This window comes from Streptomyces sp. NPDC049887, assembly GCF_040656535.1.
In the GTDB taxonomy this organism is placed as follows: Bacteria; Actinomycetota; Actinomycetes; order Streptomycetales; family Streptomycetaceae; genus Streptomyces.
In genome coordinates this window covers 139,100-154,570 of sequence record NZ_JBFAMM010000004.1, presented here as the reverse complement: position 1 = coordinate 154,570, position 15,471 = coordinate 139,100, and the positions used below count along the sequence as shown (strand labels likewise).

The following is a 15,471-nucleotide window of genomic DNA, read 5'->3' as shown; positions in this document are numbered from 1 at the left end:
GTCACGGGTTCCCGGCCGCGGTCACCGATCGGCAACCGCCGACAACCGATCACATCACCGGGCATCCGTCCCGGCCACGTTCACGGACGCAGCATCGGCTCCCGCATGATGTCCTGCCTGTCGAGCTTCGTGTCCGGCTTCGTCAGCCTCTTCGCCTTGGTCGGGTCCTCCTGGACGGCAGCCGGTGCGACGCCCGCCCACTCCAGGATCCGGGCGGTGGCCTTCGCCCGCTGGTCCGCCTTCAGACCGGCGATGTTGGCACCGTGGTTGGCGCCGGGAGCGGTGAAGACATAGCTGTCGCGCGCACCCTTGCCCAGCCGGAACGGTTCGGCACCCCACGGGTCGTTCTCGCCGTAGACGAACAGCATCTGCCGCGCGTGGTGACGGACCCAGCTGTCCACGTCGTCCATCACCCACGGCTTGAAGCGCATGGGGATCTCCCGCGGCACGAAGTTGCGCGGTGCCTGGTAGCCGTAGCGGCTCAGGCCCTTGAGGTGGGGCAGCTCGATGGCCGGCGCGCCGAGTTCGGTGCCCGCCTGGTAGTAGTACGGCGTGTACGGCTCCAGGCCCTGGTCGGTGTAGAAGGAGAAGCCGGAGATGGCGTCGACACTGTCCCAGATCTCCTGGTCCGAGGCGGTCGCCGCGACGGGGACCGACGCACAGTCGCTCACCAGGCTGTACTGCCAGAAGGCCCAGGCGTAGTCGAGGACGACGGCCTCGAAGGCCTTGTCGAGCGAGCCGATCGTCTTGAACGTGTGACCGTTGTCCGCCGCGTACTTGGTGTACAGCGCCTCCAGCGAGTCACGGCGGACGAGTGCCTCGCGCTGCACCGCGTTCAGCTTGTCGCGGCACTCGGCGGTGCCGACCTTCTCGAAGAACCGGTCGTAGGCGGAGTCCTCGTTGTTGTTCACGTCGTTCGGTGCGACGTAGGCGACGACACCGTCCATGTCCCGCGGGTAGAAACGCTCGTAGTACGTGGCGGTCATGCCGCCCTTCGAGCCGCCCGTGGCGATCCACTTCTTGCCGTAGATCTTCTTCAGTGCGGTGAAGACGCGGTGCTGGTCGCTGGCGGCCTGCCAGATGTCGAGCTTGGACCAGTCGGCCGGGTCGGGCCGCGACGGGCTGAAGAAGCGGTACTCCAGGTCGACCTGGTTGCCGTCGACGATCTGGGTGGGCTCACGCCGTCGCGGGGTCGTACCGACGTGGTAGCCGCTGGTGTAGAAGACGGTCGGCCGGGTCGTGTCCTTGTGCAGCACGGTGATGCGCTGCTGGAACGTGCCCTTGGACGGGCGCCGGTGGTCGACCGGCTGGGTGTAGTTGAGGACGAAGTAGCGGTAGCCGGGGTACGGCTTCTCCTCGATCAGGCTCATCCCGGGGATCGCGAGGATCCGGTCCTTGATGTCCTGGGACGTCACGCCCTTGGACGCGACGGGTGAGCCGATGGCGGGTTCGGCGGCGGTGGCCGCGCTCGCCGTCGTCCCCGCGCCACCTATGAGCACCGCGAGCGACAGCAGCCATCTCAGTGTTTTCCGCATGCACACACTCCCCTTGGTTCACAGCGGTCGCGGTGAACCTAGCGGGGGCAATGCCCCTATGGCCAGGGTGAGTTGAGCGAGAGTGCGGAACCGGAACCTTCAGCACAGGATCCAGCCGGTCGAGGCGCTCCTCCCGGCGATTGTGCCGGACAACCGGACACAGCGGTTGAGGGCGTGCACCGTGACGGGCCCGGCCCGCCGGGTGAACCGTCCCTTGTCCACGACGGCGCGCCCGCCGCGCGGCTGGAGGGACACCGACATCGCCCGTACCGCGCCCGGCCGTTTGGCGACGGTGAGCGCGCAGACCAGATTCCGTTTCTTGAAGATGCGCAGTTCTCCCGTGGCGAAGCCGACCGCCTTCACGGGACGGCCGGAGCAGACGGACGCGGCTTCCGCCCGCTGGACCCCCGGCCCGGGCAGGGAGAGGGCACCGACGACCGTGAGCACGGCGAGTACTTGCCTCAGCAGTTTCCCGAACACGTTTTCTCCCCTCCCGCACCAAGCCGTACTCACGTACGACGCAGCCGGGGTCCGGACGGTTGCCGTCCGGACCCCGGCTGGGCGGGAAACACCGCTCGGGCGGGCCGCGTCCAGGCACGTACCCACCCAGAGCCGCCCCGACCGATCGACGCCGGTCCCCGCGTCCGCTCAGGACCGGGCCGTTGCCGGCTCCTCCTCGCCGATGAAGGTCCGCCACAGCTCGGCGTACCGCCCTCCCCGCGCGAGAAGTCGGTCGTGCGTGCCGTCCTCGACCACCCGACCGTGCGCCATGACGACCACCCGGTCCGCGCGGGCGGCGGTGGTGAGGCGGTGTGCGACGACCAGCGTGGTGCGGCGACCGGTGAGCCGGTCGGTGGCCTGGTTGACCTGCGCCTCGGTCGCCAGGTCGAGCGCCGCCGTCGCCTCGTCGAGCAGCAGCACGTCCGGATCGACCAGTTCGGCCCGGGCCAGGGCGATGAGCTGGCGCTGGCCGGCGGAGAGATTGCGGCCGCGCTCGGCGACCTCGTGGAGGTAGCCGCCCTCCAGCGTGGCGATCATGTCGTGGGCGCCCACGGCACGGGCCGCGGCCTCCACCTCCGCGTCGCTCGCACCCGGCCGACCGTAGGCGATGGCGTCACGGACCGTGCCGGGGAAGAGGTACGCCTCCTGGGGCACGACGCCGAGCCGGTGCCGGTAGGAGGTGAGGTCCAGGTCCCGCAGATCGGTGCCGTCGACGGTGACACGTCCGCTCGTCGGGTCGTAGAACCGCGCCACCAGCTTGACCAACGTGGACTTGCCCGCGCCCGTCTCGCCGACGAAGGCGACCGTCTGCCCGGCCGGGATCCTCAGGTCGACGCCGCTGAGCGCCGCCTCCCCGCCGCCGTCGCCGCTGTCGTCTGCGTATGCGAAGGAAACGCCCTCGAAGGCGATGTCACCGCGCAGCGACGGCACCTCCAGGGGCTCGCGGGGCTGCTTCGTCGACGTCGGCTCCCGCAGCAGCTCCTGGATCCGGCCGAGCGACACGGTGGCCTGCTGGTAGCCGTCGAAGACCTGGGACAGCTGCTGCACCGGGGCGAAGAACAGGTCGATGTAGAGCAGATAGGCGACCAGCGCGCCCGTGGTGAGCGTGCCCGCCTCGATCCGGCCCGCACCCACGATCAGCACGGCCGCCACGGCGACTGAGGACAGCAACTGCACGAAGGGGAAGTACACGGAGATCAGCCACTGACCGCGCACCCGCGCCTCGCGGTAGCTCTCGCTGCGCTCGGCGAACCGCCGGTTGCCGGACCGCTCGCGGCGGAACGCCTGCAGGATGCGCAGTCCGCTCACCGATTCCTGGAGGTCGGCGTTGACGACGCTGATCCGCTCCCGCGCCAGCTCGTACGCCTTCACCGACTGTCGGCGGAAGAAGTACGTGCCGACGACCAGGACGGGCAGTGTCGCGAAGACCACCAGGGCCAGTTGGAGGTCGAGAGCGACGAGGGCGACCATGATGCCGAAGAAGGTGACGACGGAGACGAACGCGGTGACCAGACCGGTCTGCAGGAACGTCGAAAGCGCGTCCACGTCCGTGGTCATGCGGGTCATGATCCGGCCGGTGAGCTCGCGCTCGTAGTAGTCGAGCCCGAGCCGCTGGAGCTGGGCGAAGATCTTGAGCCGCAGGGCGTAGAGGATGCGCTCGCCCGTACGCCCCGTCATCCGTGTGGCGCCGATCTGGCCGGCCCACTGCACCAGCACCGTCAGCAGTGCCAGGGCGGAGGCGACCCAGACCGCGGTCATCACGGCCTGCTCGACACCGTCGTCGATGCCGTGCCTGATCAGCACCGGCAGCAGCAGGCCCATGCCCGCGTCGACGGCGACCAGCAGCAGGCTGAAGAGCAGCGGCAGCCCGAAGCCGCGCAGCAGTCTGCGCAGGTCGTAGGAGTCCTCGGGGGTCACCGCCCGGATCTCGTCGACCTTCGGCGTGTCGTCGGCCGGCGGCAGCGCCGCGACCTGGGCGAGGAGTTCGGGGGTGGCGCCGGCCGCCTCGTCCTCTTCCTCCTCTTCCTTGCGCACCCACAACGGGGGCGTGATGCCGCGCTCGGCGTCGAACTCGGCGTCCATCTCGGCGCGGAGGGTGCGGTCCTCCGGTATCTCGACGGGCAGGGTGTGGCCCGGGGAGACCCCGCCCAGTTCGTCGGGGTCGGTGAGCAGCCGCCGGTACAGCGCGGATCGTTCCTGCAGTTCCTCGTGGGTACCGATGTCGGCGAGCCGGCCCCCGTCGAGAACGGCGATGCGGTCGGCGAGGCCGAGGGTCGACCTGCGGTGGGCGATCAGCAGGGTGGTGCGCCCGGCCATCACCCCGCGCAGCGCCTCGTGGATCTCGTGCTCGACCCGGGCGTCCACGGCGGAGGTGGCGTCGTCGAGCAGCAGCAGCCGGGGGTCGGCCAGGATCGCGCGGGCGAGGGCGATCCGCTGGCGCTGGCCGCCGGAGAGGGTCAGACCCTGCTCGCCGACCTTGGTGTCGAAGCCGTGCGGCAGCTCGCTGATGAAACGGTCCGCCTGTGCCGTTCGCGCGGCCTCGGCGATCTCCTCGTCCGTCGCGTCCGGCCTTCCGAAGGCGATGTTGGACCGGACGGTGTCGGAGAAGAGGAAGCTGTCCTCCGGTACGAGCCCGACGGCGGCGCGCAGCGAGTCCAGGGTGAGTTCGCGGACGTCATGGCCGCCGACGAGGACCGCGCCGTGCGTGACGTCGTAGAAGCGAGGCAGCAGCAGTGAGACCGTGGACTTGCCGCTGCCCGAGGAGCCGACGACGGCGACGGTCTCGCCGGACCGGATCTCCAGGGAGAAGCCGTCGAGGACGGGCCGGGCGCCCTCCCCTTCCCCGTAGGAGAAGCCGACGTCGTCGAACTCGACGGTCGCCGGGGCGTCGGGCGGGAGTTCCTTGGTGCCGTCCTTGATCGCCGGCTCCGTGTCGATCAGCTCCAGGACCCGCTCGACTCCGGCGCGCGCCTGCTGGCCCACGGTCAGGACCATGGCGAGCATCCGCACGGGCCCGACGAGCTGCGCGAGGTAGGTGGAGAAGGCGACGAAGGTCCCGAGGGTGATCTGACCGCGCGTGGCCAGCCAGCCGCCGACCGCCAGCATCGCCACCTGCCCGAGTGCGGGCACGGCCTGCAGGGCCGGGGTGTAGACGGCGTTCAGCCTGACCGTGCGCAGCCTGCCGGCGAAGAGCCTGCGGCTGACGTCCCTGAGCTTGCCGGTCTCCTGGTCCTCCTGGCCGAAGCCCTTGACGACGCGGACCCCGGAGACGGCGCCGTCGACGACCCCGGCGACCGCGGCGGCCTGCTGCTGCGCGTACCAGGTGGCGGGGTGGAGCCTGAGCCGGCTGCGTCTCGCGATGAACCAGAGAGCGGGGGCGACGGCCACAGCGACCAGGGTGAGTGGCGGCGACAGCCAGGCCATGACGCCGAGGGAGACGAAGAAGAGCACGAAGTTCCCGATGGTCATCGGGAGCATGAAGAGCAGGCCCTGGATGAGCTGGAGGTCGCTGGTGGCACGGCCGACGACCTGGCCCGTGGACAGCTCGTCCTGGCGCCGGCCGTCGAGCCGGCTGATCGTCCGGAACATGTCGGTGCGCAGATCGTGCTGGACGTCGAGGGCGAGCCTGCCGCCGTAGTAGCGGCGCACGTAGGTGAGCGCGTAGACGACCAGCGCCGAGGCGATCAGCAGTCCTGTCCAGACGGCCAGTGACCGTGAGTGGTCGCCGATGACGTCGTCGATCACGACCTTGGTGATCAGCGGGACGATCGCCATCACCGCCATGCCGGCCAGGGACGAGCCCAGCGCGAGCACGACGTTCCGCCGGTACCGCCATGCGTAACCGGCCAGTCTCCGTGCCCACGATCGCTCTGCCGCCGCCGTCACCAGCTGCCTCCCCGTCGTCCTGATCTGCCGGAAGGCACCAACGCGGGCCGGGCCCGATTTCATCCCGTCACGACCCGACCGGGCGAAAGAACGGTCCCTGGTCCTAGGACCAGGGACCGTTCCCGGCGCACGTGCTCATGGGCCCACGGGTTCACGGGCGCGGCTCGTCGGGCGCCCGCCGGTGTGGGTGCGGGCGCCGGGCCGTTCGCCCGCGTGGAGGGGCTCGTCCCGCTACCGGAGCGCCGGGTTCGCGGACACCACGCCCTGGGCCGCGCGTCCCGGGACGGCCGGTACCGACTCCTGCGGGGTGTCCGTCGGCACATAGCCGAGGCGTGCCGGAGCCGTCGGGTTGAGGTCCTTGTGGACGGCGCGGGCGACGGCCTGGATGGTGGCGATGCCGTCGTTCATGGTCTTGTTGTCGTGGGTGAGGACGGTGAGCTGGTAGTTGTGCGCCGTGCCGGTGAAGGCCCCGATCGAGTGGACGCGCCAGCCCAGCGTGGCCCGCGGGAGCCAGCCGTTCTTGACGTGGATCTTCGCCGTGGAGGGGGCGCCGGCGGGTGTGCCCCAGCGCTGGTCCGGCACCACGGCGTTCATCAGCTGCAGTACGTAGCCGCGTGAGGCGTCGGTGAGGACGGTGTTCCTGGCCGTCAGGATCGCGAGCAGTCGCTGCTGGTCACGGGCGGTTATCTGGGTGAGCCCCCAGTAGCCGCCGGCGCCGGGCACGGTCCTGGTCATGCCGGCGGCGGCGAGGAATCCCTTGATCTTGGTCAGGCCGAGCCGGCTCCACAACGCGCTGGTGGCGTCGTTGTCCGACTTGGTGATCATGGCAGTGGCGCGTGACCTCTCCGTGGCGGAGAGCTGCCGGCCGGTCTTCTGCGCGTCCCAGAGCAGGGCCGCGAGGACGGTCGTCTTGACGACGCTGGCCGAGTCGAACCTCTGGTCGGGGCGGAGCACGCAGCTGGTCTTGGTGACCCGGTCGTTGACGAGCACCGCGGTCGTGGACGCACGTCCCTTGAGGGCGGCGGTGATGTCCTTGAAGAGCCTGGCCGCGAGTCCGGCCGTCTTCGAGGTGCACGCCACGGCGGGGGTGGCCGCGCCCGCCGTGCTCTGGGTCGCGCTGACGGTCACCGGCACGAGGACACCGAGAGCGGCTGCCGCGCAGAGAGCCCCGCGTCTGCGGCGGCTGGGTACGGAGTGTCTCTTCACGCCTCACATGACTCCGCAGCCTCCGAAAGGTTGTACGGGAGACGGCGGCTGCGGGCCATGCTCCCTCCCGTGGCCGTGGGAGGGTCTGCCGGGAGGCAGGACGGACTCAGCGACCGGACGAACGCGGCGCCGGGGTCCCGGCCCGACCAGAAGGTCCGAGCGGATGCCGGGGACCCATCCGCGCCGGGCGAGTTCGGGTCGAGCGGGCCCCCCGAGGGCTCGGTGACCTTGGTGCACAGGCCATCGAACCGTTCCGGCCGGCGTCCTGGTCGTGTGTACGGGGATCTCCGAGACGCGCACTCATACGCGGCGAGAGTGGCCCGTACGCACGAGCGACGAAACTCCCGCCGGGCGAGGAGCGCTGGCCTCCAGAACCGCTGGAGCCACCTGCGCGCCGACACGACGGGCCGCGTCGTGCAGGCGTGCAGGCGTGCAGGCGTTCCGCAACGGCCGGGCGGCGAACCCTGCCGCCGTGCCGTCCCGCGGCGCGGCGAGAAGCGCCGGAGCGACGCCCTCCTACAGGTGCGTCGGCGCGAACATCCTGAGCACCGCGGGCAGTACGACCACCGAGGGGCCGGGCTGTGCGAGGGCCTTGGCGAGGTCCTCGCGGAGCGACTGGGTGGTGGTGCGCACGGCCGGTACGCCGAAGGACTCGGCGAGTGCCACGAAGTCCGGGCGGGACAGCTCGGTCGCGGTGGCCTCGCCGAAGGTGTCCGTCATGTACTCGCGCAGGATGCCGTAGCCGCCGTCGTCGACGATCAGCCAGGTCACCGGCAGCTCGTACTGCTTCGCCGAGGCCAGTTCCGCGATCGAGTACATCGCGCCCCCGTCGCCGGAGACCGCGAGCACCGGCCTGGTGCGGTCCGCGGCGGCCGCGCCGAGGGCGGCGGGGAAGCCGTAGCCGAGGCCGCCGGCCCCCTGCGCCGAGTGCATCGTGTTCGGCCGCCGGGCGTCGAAGGCGGACCAGGCCCAGTAGGCCAGGATCGTCATGTCCCAGAAGCTCGGGGAGTCGTCCGGCAGGGCCTCGCGGACCGCGTCGAGCACCTCCTGTTCCAGGGTCAGCTCCTGGCCGGCGATCCGTTCCCGGACCTTCGCCAGCAGCGCGGAGACCCGCTCGGCGGCCGACGGGTCACGGCGTTCCTCCACCGTCTCCAGCAGCGCGGTGAGCGCGATCCGGGCGTCTGCGTGGATCCCGAGCCCGGGGTGGTTGGACTCCAGCTTGCCGAGGTCGGCCTCGATCTGGACCACCCGGCCGCGCGGCGCGAACGTGTGGTAGTTCGAGGAGAGTTCACCGAGGCCGGAGCCGACGACGAGCAGGACGTCGGCGTCCTCCAGGAGGTCGGTGGTGTGCCGGTCCTCCAGCCAGGACTGCATCGACAGCGGGTGCTCCCAGGGGAAGGCCCCCTTGCCGCCGAAGGTGGTCACGACGGGCGCGTCCAGCTTCTCGGCGAGCGCGAGCAGCTTGCCGGAGGCGTCGGAGCGCACGACACCGCCGCCCGCGATGATCGCGGGGCGCTCGGCGTTCTGCAGCAGGTGCGCGGCGACGGCGGTGAGCTCCGGGCGGGGCACCAGATCGTGCGGGGTGGCGTCCAGGGAGGTGACGACCGGCAGGGTCGTCCCGGCGAGCAGCACGTCCTGGGGGATCTCCACCCAGACCGGCCCGTGCGGGGCGGTCAGCGCGGACTCCCAGGCGGCGGCGATCGCCGAGGGGATCTGGGAGGCGGTGCGCACGGTGTGCACGGACTTCACGACGTCCCGGAACGACGCCTTCTGGTCGCGCAGTTCGTGCAGATAGCCGTGCCGGCCGCCGCCGATGCCCGGGCTCGGCACCTGGCTGGAGATCGCGAGGACGGGTGCGCTGGCCGCAGCGGCCTCCTGGAGGGCGGCCAGCGAGGTGAGCGCGCCGGGGCCGGTGGAGAGCAGCAGCGGGGTGGCCTGCCCGGTGATCCGGCCGTGGGCGTCGGCGGCGAAGCCCGCGTTGTTCTCCACACGCAGACCGACGTACTCCAGGTCGGAGCGGCGCAGTGCGTCGAACATGCCGAGGGCGTGCTGGCCGGGCAGTCCGAAGACCGTGGTGGCGCCCAGCCCGGCCAGGGCCTCTACGACGAGGTCCCCGCCGTTGCGGCCGGCCGGCGGGTTGAGCGCGGCGGCGACCTGCCCCGCCGTGGGGCGCAGCACGAGGTCGTGGTCGTGGGTCACTTGTCGTTCCTCGACGCGGCGATCTGGCGGGCCATGATCGTGGTGAGCTCGTACGCGGTGTGGGAGGCGGCGACCGAGGTGATCTCGGCGTGGTCGTAGGCCGGGGCGACCTCGACGACGTCGGCGGAGACCAGGTTGCAGGAGGCGAGCCCGCGCAGGATCTCCAGCAGCTCGCGGGAGGTCATGCCGCCCGCCTCGGGGGTGCCGGTGCCGGGGGCGTGCGCCGGGTCGAGGCAGTCGATGTCGATGGAGATGTAGAGGGGGCGGTCCCCGATGCGCTGGCGCAGCTGGTCGGCGACCTCGTCCGCGCCGCGGCGGTAGACGTCGGAGGAGGTGACGATGCCGAAGCCCATCTTCTCGTCGTCGGTCAGGTCCTGCTTGCCGTAGAGCGGGCCGCGGATGCCGACGTGGGAGAGGGCCTCGGTGTCGAGGATGCCCTCCTCCACTGCGCGGCGGAACGGCGTGCCGTGGGTGTACTCGGCGCCGAAGTAGGTGTCCCAGGTGTCCAGGTGGGCGTCGAAGTGCAGCAGCGCGACGGGGCCGTGCTTCCTGGCGACCGAGCGCAGCAGGGGCAGTGCGATGGTGTGGTCGCCGCCGAGGGTCATCATGCGGGCGCCGGTGCCGAGGATGTCGTCGGCGGCGGCCTCGATGGTCTCGACGGCTTCGTTGATGTTGAACGGGTTGGCGGCGATGTCGCCCGCGTCCGCCACCTGGGCGAGTGCGAAGGGTGAGGCGTCCTGGGCCGGGTTGTAGGGCCGCAGGAGCCTCGACGCCTCGCGGATGGCGTTGCCGCCGAAGCGCGCGCCGGGCCGGTAGGACACCCCGGCGTCGAAGGGCACGCCGACGACGGCGACATCGGTGCTGCCGACCTCGTCGAGCCGGGGCAGCCGGGCGAACGTCGCGGGTCCGGCGTACCGCGGGATGCGGGACGAGTCGATGGGGCCGCGCGGCGTCTCGTTGCTGCTCATGACCATGCCTCTTCTTCCTGCGCTTTTCTGCTTATCCGTCGGTTTGCAGTCGTTTGACTGTAACGGGGTTCACGGGGTGGCCGGGACCGACTCCGGTGCGGTCCGCTGCTCGGCCTCGGGGTCGCGGCCCGCGAGACGCTCGCGCCAGTTGGCCAGGACCGCCTCGTCGGTGGGCCTGGTCGCCAGCGAGACGACGACGTACGTCGCGAGGGAGGCGAGCAGGCCGTAGTAGATGGGCTCGTTGGCGAGGATGCCGAACTTCCACATCAGGGCGATGACGGCCAGTCCGCCGACGACGACGGACGAGAGGGCGCCGTGGACCGTGCCGCGCTTCCACAGCAGGCCGCCGAGGATCGGCACCAGCAGTCCGCCGACGAGCAGGTTGTAGGCCACCGTCAGTGCCTCGACCACGTTGTTGAGGGCGATGGCGATGCCGATCACGGCGACGCCCATCACCAGGATGAACATCCGGTTGCCCTTGACCTCGTCGTGGGGTCCACCCTCCGCCCGCCGGGTGACGGCGCCCCGCAGACGCTGCCAGATGTCGTTGTTGGCCACGGTCGCGCAGGCGATCAGGGCGCCGGAGGAGGTGGACATCACGGCGGCGAGGGCGGCGGCCAGGACCAGTCCGCGCACGCCCAGCGGGAGTTCGTCCTTGACGATGGTCGCGAAGGCGTCGTCGGCGTTGGCGAGGTTCGGGTAGAGCACCTTGGCCGCGGTGCCGATGACGGCGCCGGCGAGGGCGTAGGCGAGGCAGTACGTGCCGGCGACCGTGCCGCCCCAGCGGGCGACCCTGTCGTCGCGGGCCGTGAAGACGCGCTGCCAGATGTCCTGGCCGATCAGCATGCCGAACGTGTAGATGAGCACGTAGGTGAAGATCGTCTCGCCGCCGATGCCGAACGGCGCGAAGTACTCGGTGGGCAGCTGGGCCTTCATCTCGGCGAAACCGCCGGCCTTGACGACGGCGATGGGCAGCAGCAGGAGCAGCACCCCGATCGTCTTGACGACGAACTGCACCATGTCGGTGAGGGTGATCGACCACATGCCGCCGAGCGTCGAGTAGGCGACGACGATCGAGCCGCCGAGGATGATCGCGACGGTCCGGTTCATGTCGAACAGGACGTCGAAGATCGTGGCGTAGGCGATGGTCGAGGTGACCGCGAGCATCAGCGTGTAGGCCCACATGACCACACCGGTGATGAGTCCGGCCCGGCCGCCGTAGCGCAGGTCGAGCATCTCGGAGACGGTGTAGACCTTCAGCCGGGCGATACGGGCGGAGAAGAAGATCGACAGCGCCAGGAGACCGAGGCCGATGGTGAAGACCATCCAGGCGCCGGAGAGTCCGTACTTGTAACCGAGGCCCACGCCGCCGATGGTGGACGCGCCGCCGAGGACGATCGCGGCCATGGTGCCGGAGTACATCGAGGGTCCGAGCCGGCGGCCGGCCACCAGGAACTCGCTCTTGGACTTGGCGCGGCGCATGCCCCACCAGCCCATGGCCAGCATGCCGGCCAGATAGACGACGATCACTGCGTAGTCGACGGCCATGGGGCCCTCCTTCGCTCTCACCTCGGTGGCGTGTCGTGCAGAAGTGCAAGGAGACGCAGCGGCTGCTCCGCGGGGACATCCGCCCGTACCCGCGGCCGCTGGACGACTCGACGATAGGTGGCCGAAAAGCGACGATGAAGTGTACGTTTCCTCCATTCTCGAAGACGATCAGGGATGGAACGTCCACCATGCCGGACCCCGCCGCTCCCCAGGGCGCCCCTTCGGCGCCGCCGACCCCGCCCGTACCACTGGCCGCACTGCTGGCCCGGGAGGAGCTCGGGCTGCGGCTGGTCGCCGGCGTCCCCGAGCCGAGCGACGCGGACAGCGTCCGCATCCAGTGGGTGCACACCTCGGAGATGGCCGACCCGTACCCCTACCTCCTGGGCGGTGAGCTGCTGCTGACGGCCGGGGTCCTGTTGAAGGACCCGGAGATGTACGCGGCCCGGGTCGTCGAGGCGGGCGGCGCGGCGATCGGCTTCGGGGTGGCTCCGGTGTACGACACCGTCCCGGACGCTCTGGTCGCGGCCTGCGAGCGCCACCGGCTGCCGCTGCTCGAGGTGCCGCCCAAGACCCCGTTCACGGCGATCGCCCGTGCCGTCTGGGGCCTGATGGCCCAGGCCCGGCTCCGGGAGGTGCGCCGGGTGAGCGAGGCCCAGCAGGGCCTCGCCGGCGCGGCGGCCCGCCCCGACCCGGTGCCGGCGGTGCTGCAGCAGCTGGCCTCCCGCCTCGGCGGCTGGGCGGTGCTGCTGGCGCCGGACGGCTCGGCCCTGCACGTGGCCGGACGGGCACCGTCCCGGGAGGCCCGCGAGGCCCTGGGACGGCTGGCGCGGGTGGTGAGCCCGGGACCCGAGGACCAGGAGCCCGTCGAGGAAGCGGCCGCTCCCCCGGCATTCCGGGCGGGCGCAGCACGGACGGAAGCCGGCGCGCCGTCGCGCGCCGCACGCCGGGCACCCTCGTCGGCCACCGACACCGTCGGTCGGACGCACCTCGCGGCCTACGCGCTCGGCGGCGGGGGCCTGGTTCTCGGGGTCGCCGCCGAGGGCCGCGAACCGGGCGGGCACACCGTCGCCGGGGTCGCCGTCGTCCTGCTGTCCCTGCTCACCGCTCCGCACCGGGGAGCCGACGCGAGCGGGCGGACCACCGCACTGGTTCGGCTGCTGCTCGGCGGCACGCCCGCGGAGGTCGCCCGGGACCTCGGCCCCGGCCCCTGGACGGTGGTGCACGGGACACGGCCGGGGCAGCCGGACCGGATCGCCGCCTCCGCCCTGGGCGCGGCCCTGGGCAGCACACTGGTGGACACGGACGGGAACACCGTACGGGTCCTGCTCTCCGGCGACCGGCGCATCGAACCTCAGCCGGGCTGGACCCTGGGCGTGAGCGCCCCGGCCACGGCGGAGGACCTGGGCACCGCCGACACCGCGGCCGCCCGTGCCCTGCGCCGCGCCGAGGCCAACCGCGTCCCGCTCGCCCGCCAGCGCGACGCGGGCCTCGGCGAGCTGGTCTCGCCCGACGAGGCGGCCGTCCATGCGCGCACCCTGCTGGCGCCGGTCGCCGGCTCCCCCGCACTCACCGAGACCCTGCGGGTCTGGCTCTCCCTCCACGGCAGCTGGGACCGTACGGCGGTGGCCCTCGGCGTCCACCGCAACACCGTCCGCCAGCGCATCGCGCGGTGCGGCTCGCTGCTGGGGGTGGACCTGGACGACGCGGACGTGCGGATGGAGCTGTGGTTCGCGCTGCGGTACAGCTGACTTCGGTACCGCGACGGGGGAATGCCGAGGCAGGACCCGAAGAAAAGCGAGGGAAAGGCCGGGAGAAGGCCGAGGGGGAGCCGATGGGGGGAGGCGAGCAGAGAAAATCCTTATGATGTGTTTATCGGATTTATTTGACATCGTTGTCTGACTTACCCCCCGGCATACGCCGGTGGAATATAGGCGCACAAATTCCGGCACCCTGCGCTTCGAGCGCCGGGATACCGGAGGTGGGTAACTCACCGTTACGCCCCTACCCTGAATGTGGCTCCATCAGGGAGAACCGCCGGGCAGTTCCCAAAGATCGTCATGGCACGGATCGGCTGCCCCGAATATCACGCCCCGACGCAATCGACCGCCGACTCGAGCGCGCCTCGGCTGATTGCCGATCCCGCACCGAACCCCTGAATGACCTTCTCGATCACATCCCGGCCCAGCTCAGCGGCGTGGATTCACCGTGCCGCCCCTCGATCCATCCGGAGGTGCGCCATGAGCGGTCGGGCGACGGCAGCGCGGGAATTCCCGGAGGGCCGGGAGACCGTCGTCACCGGAATGGGATTCTGCCTGCCGGGAGACGAGCATCCCGTTTTCACCGCGCACGAGGTGTGGGACGTCGCCGCCCACGGTCGGACCTGCCTCCTGCACGACGGTGTCCACCACGGTCCGGTACGTCTTTCCGAAGCGGCGTTCCAGGAGCGCTTTCCCGAGCTCCCCGGGGTCTTCTCCCGCCATTTCACCTCCGCGCACCGATTCGGCCTGGTGTCTCTGGCCGAGGCCGCTCTGGACGCCGGACTGGACCTGGATGCGGGCGACTTGGCCGGGGCCGCGATCCTGGCCGGCCGGGGAGGGGTGGACGCCCAGGTCGCCAGCTATCAGGCAGTCATGCAGGCCGACCCCGCGGTGATCGGCCCGCTGGGCGCGATGGACCTGTTCATCGGGACGGAGCTCGCGGTCACCCCCTCCGACGTCGCACTGGTGCAGAGTGCGGTGACCCGCTCCACCGGACCGTGCTACACCGTCTCCTGCGGGTGCGCGTCCTCCGCCGTGCAACTCGGTCACGCGCGCGGCATGATCGCCGCCGGGGTGGTGGACCTCGCGGTGGTGACCGGCGTCGACGTCTTCGACGTGGAACTGGTCCGCAACGCCCAGGTCCTCCTGCGCATCGCGCAGGAGGCCGACGCCTCCCGCCGGGCGGCGGGCAAGCCCGCCCTCCTGCCCTCCTTCGACCGTCTGATGCGCCCGTACGACCGTCGCGCGGACTGCGTGAACTACGGCGAGGGTTCGGCGACACTCATCCTGGAGAGCCGCGAGCACGCCGAGCGGCGGGGGGCGCACGCATACGGCCGGATCCTGAGCCAGGCCACGACACGCGACGGACTGGCCAATCCGCTGACGAGCGACGAAAGCGGCTCGGGTCTGGTGGCCGCCGTCCGCGCCTGTCTGGGGGACCGGTGGTCGATCGAGCAGATCCCCTACGTCCACGGTGGCAGCGACGGTGACGCCCTCGTGACGGCCTTCGAGGTGAACGCCGTCCGGCAGTTGTACGGACCCGCCGCGGCGGGCCTGCTGATGACCTCCCAGGAAGGCTGTTTCGGGCACAACGGCGCCCCCGCCGGCTGCCTCGGCGCGGCGCTGACCCTCCTGATGATGGAACGCGGCCAGGTCTGCCCCACGGCCAACTGCGAGGAGCCGGCCGAGGGGTTGGTGTTCGACCCGGTGCCCGGCACGAGCACGCGCCCCCTCGCCTTCGAGTACGCACTGAACTTCACGTATCAGATCGGCGGTGTGAAGAGCGCCATGCTGCTCGGACGTGCCGACGCCCCCTCGTCGCACTGAGCACCAGGCGCCACCACTCCCGTCGCACGTCAATCGGAACCCGTC

The 15,471-nt window shown here is 71.2% G+C and carries 9 protein-coding genes; 2 read left to right on the top strand and 7 right to left on the bottom strand.

All coding sequences use genetic code 11. From position 1 onward, the window contains the following. Positions 1–80 precede the first annotated feature (80 nt). The 7 genes from AB0J10_RS06790 to AB0J10_RS06760 all read right to left on the bottom strand — a co-directional run bounded on the left by AB0J10_RS06790 (position 81) and on the right by AB0J10_RS06760 (position 11,842). Entirely contained in the window at positions 81–1,535 is a 1,455-nt protein-coding gene (locus AB0J10_RS06790) for a S28 family serine protease (RefSeq protein WP_363058548.1), read from the bottom strand. A gap of 99 nt (positions 1,536–1,634) precedes the next feature. Beyond that, entirely contained in the window at positions 1,635–2,015 is a 381-nt protein-coding gene (locus AB0J10_RS06785) for a hypothetical protein (RefSeq protein ID WP_363058546.1), read from the bottom strand. Between the two features lie 168 nt (positions 2,016–2,183). Beyond that, entirely contained in the window at positions 2,184–5,921 is a 3,738-nt protein-coding gene (locus AB0J10_RS06780) for an ABC transporter ATP-binding protein (RefSeq protein WP_363058544.1), read from the bottom strand. A 231-nt stretch (positions 5,922–6,152) separates the two neighbouring features. Next, positions 6,153–7,055 carry a serine hydrolase gene (locus AB0J10_RS06775; protein WP_363058874.1) on the bottom strand — a complete coding sequence of 301 codons (903 nt, stop codon included), beginning with the start codon at positions 7,053–7,055 and terminating at the stop codon, positions 6,153–6,155. Positions 7,056–7,643: 588 nt separating this feature from the next. Further along, positions 7,644–9,326 (bottom strand): thiamine pyrophosphate-binding protein, encoded by a 1,683-nt coding sequence (locus AB0J10_RS06770; RefSeq protein ID WP_363058542.1) that lies wholly within the window; start codon positions 9,324–9,326, stop codon positions 7,644–7,646. Beyond that, the gene (gene speB, locus AB0J10_RS06765) at positions 9,323–10,294 is read right to left on the bottom strand and encodes an agmatinase (RefSeq protein ID WP_026164802.1); all 972 of its coding nucleotides are present in this window, start codon (positions 10,292–10,294) and stop codon (positions 9,323–9,325) included. The genes AB0J10_RS06770 and speB overlap by 4 nt, the downstream gene beginning before the upstream one ends. A 69-nt stretch (positions 10,295–10,363) precedes the next feature. Next, on the bottom strand, positions 10,364–11,842 hold the full coding sequence (locus AB0J10_RS06760) for a sodium:solute symporter (protein WP_363058539.1): 1,479 nt from the start codon (positions 11,840–11,842) through the stop codon (positions 10,364–10,366). 188 nt (positions 11,843–12,030) lie between these two features. Between AB0J10_RS06760 and AB0J10_RS06755 the strand changes: the two genes are divergently transcribed. Beyond that, complete coding sequence (locus AB0J10_RS06755) at positions 12,031–13,590, top strand: PucR family transcriptional regulator (RefSeq protein WP_363058537.1); 1,560 nt, start codon at positions 12,031–12,033, stop codon at positions 13,588–13,590. A gap of 489 nt (positions 13,591–14,079) precedes the next feature. Beyond that, positions 14,080–15,426, top strand: coding sequence for a beta-ketoacyl synthase N-terminal-like domain-containing protein (locus tag AB0J10_RS06750; RefSeq protein WP_363058535.1), 1,347 nt, complete (start codon positions 14,080–14,082; stop codon positions 15,424–15,426). Positions 15,427–15,471 lie beyond the last annotated feature (45 nt).

Bases quoted from the DNA above. Each gene is read 5' to 3' on its own strand.
- AB0J10_RS06790 (WP_363058548.1), bottom strand. From the start codon at position 1,535: ATGCGGAAAACACTGAGATGGCTGCTGTCGCTCGCGGTGCTCATAGGT.
- speB (WP_026164802.1), bottom strand. From the start codon at position 10,294: ATGAGCAGCAACGAGACGCCGCGCGGCCCCATCGACTCGTCCCGCATC.
- AB0J10_RS06760 (WP_363058539.1), bottom strand. From the start codon at position 11,842: ATGGCCGTCGACTACGCAGTGATCGTCGTCTATCTGGCCGGCATGCTG.
- AB0J10_RS06755 (WP_363058537.1), top strand. From the start codon at position 12,031: ATGCCGGACCCCGCCGCTCCCCAGGGCGCCCCTTCGGCGCCGCCGACC.
- AB0J10_RS06750 (WP_363058535.1), top strand. From the start codon at position 14,080: ATGAGCGGTCGGGCGACGGCAGCGCGGGAATTCCCGGAGGGCCGGGAG.